Source organism: Actinomycetospora sp. (assembly GCF_055612215.1).
Window position 1 is genome coordinate 1 of sequence record NZ_JBVPVA010000106.1, and the last position, 6,885, is coordinate 6,885.

Sequence of the window (6,885 nt, forward strand, 5' to 3'; positions counted from 1 at the left end):
GAGGTGGCGGGCGTGGACCCGGTGCACCCCGGCGAGGAAGGCCAGGGTGTGGGGGTGGCCGTCGATGACGGTGACCAGCGGGGCGGCGCGGTCGACGGGGAACGCGGCGTCCAGCACTCGGCGCTCCGCGCCCTGGGTGGCGCGGAAGAGCAGGTCGGCGCTGGTCACCACGACGACGTCGGTGGGCACGCCCAGCGCGTCGAGCCGGTCGGCGGCCGCGGTCGCGGCAGGCACGGTGGCCCCGACGGCGGCGATGGTCACGCGGGGCCGGCCGGCGGCGCGGCGCAGCAGGTAGCCGCCGCCGACGACGCCGCGGCGGCGCCGTTCCCGGGCGGCGGGGTCGGTGGGGACGGCGGCGAGGTGCTGGTCGACCGGGGCGGTCGACAGGCGCAGGTACGTCGAGGATCCGTCGGGGCGGCCCAGCCGGGACAGCCCGTCGAGCAGGCACCAGGTGACCTCGACGGCGAACGCGGGCTCGAACGCCACGCAGCCGGGCTGCTCGAGCCCGATCGACGGGGTGGTGATCGACTGGTGCGCGCCGCCCTCGGGCGCCAGCGACACCCCCGACGGGGTGCCGACCAGGATCGACTGGCCACCGGCGTACATCCCGAACGCCCAGGGCTCGAGGGCCCGGGCGACGAACGGGTCGTAGAGCACCCCGACGGGCAGCAGCGGCTCGCCCCAGCGCGACCAGGTCGCGCCGAGCTCGCCGAGCAGCCCGACGAGGTTGGTCTCGGCGATCCCGAGCTCGATGTGGCGCCCGGTGGGGCGTTCGCGCCAGTGCAGGATGGTCTCGGCGTCGTCGTCGAACCAGTCGCGGCGCTCGCGCGGCGACCAGGTGCCGACCTTGTTCAGCCAGCCGCCCAGGTTGGTCGAGGACGCGACGTCGGGGGCGACGGTGACCAGTCGCGCGGCCACGTCGGGGGCCTCGCGGGTCAGGTCGAGCAGCGCGCGGCCGAGCGCCTGCTGGGTGGTGCCGGTCCCCGACGGGGTGCGCCCGGCGTCGGTCGGGACGTCCGGTGCGGGCACGGTCTCGGCGTCCTGGGCCCGGTCAAGCCGGGTGGCGGTCTCGGTGCAGAGCCGGGCGGCGTCGGAGTCGGGGGGCAGCGGGCGCCAGGGGTCGTCGAGCTCGGCGCCGACGTGGCCGGCGAGCTCGCGCATCTGGGCCTCGGTCAGCAGCGACGAGTGGTTCTGCGGGTGGCCCTGGGTCGCCAGGCCGTAGCCCTTGACGGTGTAGGCGAAGACGACGGTCGGCCGCGTGTCGTCGATGGCGTCGAACGCGTCGAGCAGCGCGCCGAGGTCGTGCCCGCCGAGGTTGCGGATGGCGGCGTGCACGGCGTCGTCGTCGATGGTCTCGAGCAGCGCGGCGATCTGGGCGGGGTCGTCGGGGTGCTCGTCGGAGCCCTCCCCGGGGATGCGCTCGCGCAGCTGGCCGGCGGTGCAGCGCAGTAGGCGCTGGTACTCGGGGTTGGTCATCGCGTCGATGCGCCGGCGCAGCGCGGCCCCGCCGTCGCGGGTGTAGAGGTCCTCGAGCAGGCGGCCGTACTTGACCGTGATGACCTGCCAGCCCGCGGCCTCGAACAGCCCGTGCAGCCGGGTCACCGAGATGTCGGGGACGACCCGGTCCAGGGACTGGCGGTTGAAGTCGACCACCCAGCAGACCTCGCCGAGCTCGCGGACCATCGGGTCGAGCACGGCCTCCCACACCGCGCCCTCGTCGAGCTCCGCGTCCCCGACCAGCGAGAACTGCCGCCCCAGCACACCCCGGCTGGCGGCGCGGGCGCCGACGCCGTGGGCGTAGCGCCGGGCGATCGCCCCCCAGATCGGCGCCGTCGCCCCGATCCCGACCGAGCCCGTGGAGTAGTCGACCGGGTCCGGGTCCTTGGAGCGCGACGGGTAGGACTGCAGGCCGCCGCGCTCGCGTAGCGTCGTCAGGTACCGGGCGTCGAGACGGCCGAGCAGGTGGTTGATCGCGTGCAGCACCGGCGAGGCGTGCGGCTTGACCGACACCCGGTCCTCGGGGCGCAGCGCCCCGAACCACAGCGCCGTCATGATCGAGGTGATCGACGCCGACGACGCCTGGTGTCCACCCACCTTGAGCCCGCCCGGGTTCGGGCGCACCCGGTTCGCGTGGTCCACGATCGCGGTCGCGAGCCACAGCACCCGGTCCTCGACCGCGCGCAATGCCTCCAGATCCTGCGCCCCGGTCCGCGCCGGAGCGGGCATCGTCGTCGACACTGGCGTGGACCTCCTGGTCGGGGCGGCGTCCGGACACATCTCACCGGCTCGTTGTGGCCCGAGCAACAGAATCGGGGGAAGCCACCGGCAACGCGCAAGAAACGTCCGCCGAACCGGCCTACCGCGCGGCTACGTTGTGGGTCGTGGGGCAACACGCCGAGGTGGACGATCTCGACCGCCGTCTGATCGCGCTCCTGGCCGAGGACGCCCGGCGGACGTTCGCCGACATGGCGACGCGGGTCGGTCTGTCCGTCGCGGCGACCAAACGCCGGGTGGACCGGCTGCGCGAGGTGGGGGTCATCACCGGGTTCACCGTCCAGATCGACCACGCGCGGCTCGGTCTCGGTGTCGAGGCCTTCTGCGAGGTCCGGTACGCGGGCACGACCCCGGTCGAGGCGATCGTGCAGACCGGCTCGACGGTGCCGGAGGTGCTCGCCGTCTACACGATCGCGGGCGACCCGGACGCGCTCGTGCAGGTGCGCGTCCGCGACATCGCCCATCTCCAGGACGTCATCGACCGGCTGCGGCGCGCCGGCCCGGTGGTCGGGACGAAGACGCTGATGGTGTTGGGCCGGTGGGCACGGTCTTCGTGATCACGGGGTACAGGCACTCCATGCGAGCCATCGCCCATCACACACGCTCCGGACCGTTCAGCGAGATCGAGCTGCCCGTCCCGACCCCCGGGCCCCGGGACCTCGTCGTCGAGGTGAGAGCGGTCTCGGTCAACCCGGTCGACACCAAGGTCCACGCGAGCAGCGACCCGGAGGGCGAGCCGACGGTCCTCGGGTACGACGCGGCGGGCGTCGTCACCGCCGTCGGTGACGAGGTCACGCTGTTCTCGGTCGGCGACGAGGTCTACCACGCGGGTTCGATCGCCCGGCAGGGAACGAACGCGCAGTTCCACGCGGTCGACGAGCGCATCGCCGGGCCCAAGCCCCGCACGCTGTCCTTCGCCGAGGCCGCGGCCCTCCCGTTGACGACGATCACCGCCTGGGAGTCCCTGTTCGACCGGTTCCGGGTGCGGACGGACGACTCCGGCACCCTGCTGGTCATGGGCGCGGCCGGCGGCGTCGGGTCGATGGTCATCCAGCTCGCCCGGGCGCTCACCGGCCTCACCGTCATCGGGACCGCCTCCCGTGAGGAGTCCCGGCAGTGGGCGACCGACCTCGGCGCCCACCACGTCATCGACCACCACGACCTCGTGGCGGACACGAAGGCGGTCGCCCCCGACGGCGTCGACATGGTCTTCTCGCCGTTCACCGCCGGGATGATCGAGACCTACGCCGAGCTGATGAACACCGGCGGCGGCATCGTCGCCATCGACGAGCCGGAGGGCCTCGAGACCCTGCCGCTGAAGGACAAGAGCCAGACGCTGCACTGGGAGCTGATGTTCACCCGGCCGCTGTTCGCGCCGCCGGACATGGTCGCCCAGCACGACCTGCTCGCCCGGGTCGCCGAGCTCGTCGACGCCGGGACCGTCCGGACCACGCTGAGCGAGCGGCTCGAGGGGCTCACGCCGGAGAACCTGCAGCGCGCGCACGACCGGGTCGCCGACGGCCACATGGTCGGCAAGATCGTCCTCGAGGTGTAGGCCGAGACTTGACCGGGTGGACCTCGACGGCTGCTGCGGGAGCCGTGGGGGTCCACTCGGCGGCGGGGTGGTGCGGGTCGGCGCGGCGTGGCCCGTACGCTGCGGCGGAGCAGAGGTGACCGGGTGACGAGGGGCGATTCGTGACGACGCTGTCGGCGCCGGACCGCGCCCAGGACGACGACACCCCGGCCGCCCCGGGCTCGTCGGCCCGCACGCGCGAGCTGGGCCCCCGGAGCGGCCTGCTCCTCGCGGCGGTACTGGGCGGCCTCGCCGGCGGCGTGCTGTTCCTGCTCGCCCACCGCGGGATGCCCGACGACTCCTACATCACGCTGGACTACGCGCGGAACCTCGCCCTGCACGGTCACTGGGGCCTGACGGAGTTCCGCGACGCCAACACGGCCACCTCGCCGCTCAACGTCTGGCTGCTCGCCGCCGGCATCCTCGTCACCGGCGGGCGCCCGGTGGTCGCCGCGGGTCTCGTGCTCGTCCTGTCCACGGCCCTGCTCGGCGGCTGGGGCGCCGCCCTCGCCGACGCGCTGGGACGCCGGCGCGCCGTGGTGGCCGGCCTGGTCGTCGGGCTCATCGTGACCTCGCCGATCTTCGCGAGCGTCGTCGGGATGGAATCGTTCCTCGGCGCGGCGCTGATGGTCGGCGTGGCGCGCTACGCGGCGCAGCGCCGCGCGGTGGCCGCGGGCGTGGTGACCGGCCTGGCCGTGCTGTGCCGGCCCGACCTGGCCGTGCCCGCCGTCGTGGTGCTGGCCGTGCTGTTCCTCGGGGTCGCCCCCCGGGAGCCGCGCCGGATGGTCCTCGCGTGGGCCGTCGCCGCCGTCGTCGCGCTGCCCTGGCACGTCTGGTCCTGGTTCGTGCTGGGCGGCTTCGTGCCGGACACGCTCGTGATCAAGACCGGGGGCGCGTTCCCGAACGGCGAGGTGTTCGGCAACGGGACGCTGTTCTTCTCCGAGCGCTGGCCCGTGGCGATGGTGCTGATCTCCGCGGTGGTGCTGGCCGGGCTCGGCGCGCTCGTGGCCTCCGCGGTCGCCTGGGCCCGCGGCTCGGGGCGGCTCGCCGACCGCGTCGTCGTCGCCTGTGGACTGGCCGGCCTCGCGCACTACGCGGTCTACGCCGCGATGGGCGTCTCGTCCTACCTCTGGTACTACTGCCCGTCGCTCGGCCTGATCTCGGTGTGCGCCGCGCTCGGCGCGGCGGACCTCGACGGCCGGCGGATCGGCGCGCTCACCGCCGCGCTCGCCGTGGTGGCCGGCGCCGGCGTCGGGCTGCAGACCGCCCTGGGCGTGCCATGGGCGTTCCCGGCGCTGTTCGGGAACTGGGCGACGTCGGGCCAGTACCTCGCCGCGGGCGAGCCGCTCGGCCGGGCGGTGCCGCCCGGTCAGTCCGTGCTCGCCCCCGGCGAGATCGGCGCCCTGGCCTACGGGTGCGGGTGCGACATCGTCGACGGGTTCTCGGACCACGACCGGCTGATGGCGCTGGTCGAGCAGCGCGAGGCCGCGGCCGGCCCGGTCGGCCGGTTCCTGCTGCGCCTCGACGTCCTGCACGCCGACCGCTCGCCGGTGCGGCCCACCGACCACGTGCTGCGCTGGGTGGCGGGCACCGGGCCCGGGTGGCCGACGAACGTGCCCGGGCGCGGCCCGGGCCGGCTGGTGCTCGACCCGCCGGGCGCCGACCCCGCCGCGGTGTCCCTCAACGGGGAGTAGGCCTCCGGCCATGTGAACGGATGTCGTCGCCCGGGCGACCACATCCGTTCACGTGGCGCGCAGCGCCTCGACCGCGTCGTGCACGTACTGCGCGAGCCCCGGCTCGAGGTCGTCGTAGTGCTTCGCGAACCGCTCGTCCGCGACGTACATGCGGGCGAGGCAGCGGTGCATCTCCGGCGTGAGGTCGTAGAACCGCTCGTGGATGTGGCGCCCGTGCGCCTCCGCCGCCGCGAGTGCGGCCTCGGAGTCCGGCGCCGCGCCGGCCCGCTTCGCGGCCACGAACGCCTGCTCCACCGCGGCCGCCTCGGCGGTGATCGCCTCCCAGTCGGCCTTGGTGTAGCGCGCGGTGCGGGCCCGGGACTGCTTCCACTCCTCGGTGTCGCCCCAGCGCTCCTGCGCCTCGGCCCGGTACTCCTCGGAGTACCCGTCCCCGAAGAGCTCGCGCTGCTCCTCGCGTGTCAGCTGCACACCCGACATCTCCGCCTCCAGGGCTCGGTCGATGGCCACGACGAGGTCGGACAGCTCGTCGAGCCGGGACGTGACCGCGGCCCGCTGGCGACGCAGGTGCGCCGCGACGTCGGCGGCGGGGTCGTCGAGGACGGCGGCGATGTCCTCGAGGGCGAGCCCGAGCCGGCGGTACACGACGACGTGCTGCAGGCGGGTGATGTCGGCGTCGGTGTAGAGGCGGTACCCGGCGGCACTGCGGCGGCTCGGGCGCAGCAGCCCGATCTCGTCGTAGTGGTGCAGGGTCCGCACCGTCACGGCGAAGCGCGCGGCCACCTGGCCGACCGTCATCCCCGTCGTCTCCGTCACCCCGGTCATGGTGAACGAGCCTGCAGCCCCACGCGGCGTGAGGGTCAAGTCCCTACGCTGGGCGGATGAGCTGGACGATCCGGGACGGGGAGCCCGGTGAGCTCGAGGCGCTCGTCGGGATCTGGCGCCGCGCGGTCGAGGCCACCCACCACTTCCTCGGCGCCGGCGAGATTGACGCGCTCGAACCGCGGACCCGCCGCGAGTTGGCCCGCGCCGCAGTCCGGGTCGCCTCCGGGCCCCACGGGCCGGTGGGCTTCCTGATCGGGACCGCCGGCGAGGTGGACGGCCTCTTCGTCGACCCGGCGGTGCACGGGCGCGGGGCGGGCACCGCGCTGCTCGACGACGCGGCCGCCCACCACCCGGTGCTGACGCTCGACGTGAACGAGCAGAACCCGGCGGCCCGGGACTGGTACGCGCGGCGCGGGTTCGTCGAGACGGGCCGGTCGGAGACCGACGAGGACGGTCGGCCGTACCCACTGGTGCACCTGCGGCGGGTGACCCCGCCCGACCCGGCACCGGACCGGGCGTTCC

At 74.7% G+C, this 6,885-nt stretch carries 6 protein-coding genes; 4 read left to right on the top strand and 2 right to left on the bottom strand.

Going from position 1 to position 6,885, the window contains the following annotated elements; all coding sequences use genetic code 11:
• Positions 1 to 2,226 (bottom strand): transketolase-like TK C-terminal-containing protein (locus AC0CYZ_RS02735; RefSeq protein WP_472212128.1); only part of this gene is annotated, 2,226 nt, incomplete at its 3' end.
• 155 nt (positions 2,227 to 2,381) lie between these two features.
• Here AC0CYZ_RS02735 and AC0CYZ_RS02740 point away from each other — a divergent pair.
• From AC0CYZ_RS02740 to AC0CYZ_RS02750, 3 genes are all read left to right on the top strand, one after another.
• On the top strand, positions 2,382 to 2,831 hold the full coding sequence (locus AC0CYZ_RS02740) for an Lrp/AsnC family transcriptional regulator (protein WP_472212118.1): 450 nt from the start codon (positions 2,382 to 2,384) through the stop codon (positions 2,829 to 2,831).
• Positions 2,832 to 2,851: 20 nt separating this feature from the next.
• A complete protein-coding gene (locus tag AC0CYZ_RS02745; RefSeq protein ID WP_472212120.1) occupies positions 2,852 to 3,829 on the top strand; it encodes a zinc-binding alcohol dehydrogenase family protein in 978 nt (325 codons plus the stop codon).
• Positions 3,830 to 3,969: 140 nt separating this feature from the next.
• Complete coding sequence (locus tag AC0CYZ_RS02750) at positions 3,970 to 5,541, top strand: hypothetical protein (protein WP_472212122.1); 1,572 nt, start codon at positions 3,970 to 3,972, stop codon at positions 5,539 to 5,541.
• Positions 5,542 to 5,589: 48 nt separating this feature from the next.
• Here the strand turns inward: AC0CYZ_RS02750 and AC0CYZ_RS02755 are convergent, their stop codons facing one another.
• Positions 5,590 to 6,363: a MerR family transcriptional regulator gene (locus tag AC0CYZ_RS02755; RefSeq protein ID WP_472212124.1), complete on the bottom strand. Its 774-nt coding sequence runs from the start codon at positions 6,361 to 6,363 to the stop codon at positions 5,590 to 5,592.
• Between the two features lie 56 nt (positions 6,364 to 6,419).
• Here AC0CYZ_RS02755 and AC0CYZ_RS02760 point away from each other — a divergent pair.
• Positions 6,420 to 6,885: GNAT family N-acetyltransferase (locus tag AC0CYZ_RS02760; protein WP_472212126.1), on the top strand; the 466-nt coding region annotated here is incomplete at its 3' end.